General features: G+C 56.7%; 1 rRNA gene (only partly in view). It reads left to right on the forward strand.

The window, feature by feature from the left end:
* Nucleotides 1-1,269 (forward strand): 23S ribosomal RNA (locus ACZ7LY_RS32470) (its annotated part continues 1,491 nt past the right edge of the window); the annotation flags it as partial.

Genomic DNA, 1,269 nt, shown 5'->3' on the forward strand with positions numbered 1-1,269 from the left:
CGAGTCAGAAACCGTTGATGTAGGCGAAGGACATGCGAAAGGTCCGGCGTAGAGGGTAAGACCCCCGTAGTCGAAACATCAGCGGCTCGTTTGAGAGACACCCAAGTAGCACGGGGCCCGAGAAATCCCGTGTGAATCTGGCGGGACCACCCGTTAAGCCTAAATATTCCCTGGTGACCGATAGCGGATAGTACCGTGAGGGAATGGTGAAAAGTACCGCGGGAGCGGAGTGAAATAGTACCTGAAACCGTGTGCCTACAAGCCGTGGGAGCGTCGGACATCAAGCTTGCTTGGTGTCTCGTGACTGCGTGCCTTTTGAAGAATGAGCCTGCGAGTTTGCGGTGCGTTGCGAGGTTAACCCGTGTGGGGAAGCCGTAGCGAAAGCGAGTCCGAATAGGGCGGTATAGTAGCGCGCTCAAGACCCGAAGCGGAGTGATCTAGCCATGGGCAGGTTGAAGCGGAGGTAAGACTTCGTGGAGGACCGAACCCACCAGGGTTGAAAACCTGGGGGATGACCTGTGGTTAGGGGTGAAAGGCCAATCAAACTCCGTGATAGCTGGTTCTCCCCGAAATGCATTTAGGTGCAGCGTCGTGTGTTTCTTGCCGGAGGTAGAGCACTGGATAGGCGATGGGCCCTACCGGGTTACTGACCTTAGCCAAACTCCGAATGCCGGTAAGTGAGAGCGCGGCAGTGAGACTGTGGGGGATAAGCTCCATGGTCGAGAGGGAAACAGCCCAGAGCATCGACTAAGGCCCCTAAGCGTACGCTAAGTGGGAAAGGATGTGGAGTCGCACAGACAACCAGGAGGTTGGCTTAGAAGCAGCCACCCTTGAAAGAGTGCGTAATAGCTCACTGGTCTAGTGATTCCGCGCCGACAATGTAGCGGGGCTCAAGCGTACCGCCGAAGTCGTGTCATTGCAGAATATAGGGCCAACGCCTTCTGTGATGGGTAGGGGAGCGTCGTGTGCCGGGTGAAGCAGCGCCGGAAGGCAGTTGTGGACGGTTCACGAGTGAGAATGCAGGCATGAGTAGCGATACAAACGTGAGAAACGTTTGCGCCGATTGACTAAGGGTTCCTGGGTCAAGCTGATCTGCCCAGGGTAAGTCGGGACCTAAGGCGAGGCCGACAGGCGTAGTCGATGGATAACCGGTTGATATTCCGGTACCCGCTGTGAAGCGTCAAACATCGAATCCAGTGATGCTAAGGCCGTGAAGCCGCCGTCCTCGTCTTTGACGTGGTTCGGAGTGGTGGAGCCGCCGGCCCAAGC

It is taken from the genome of Streptomyces sp. NPDC107550, from assembly GCF_055639095.1.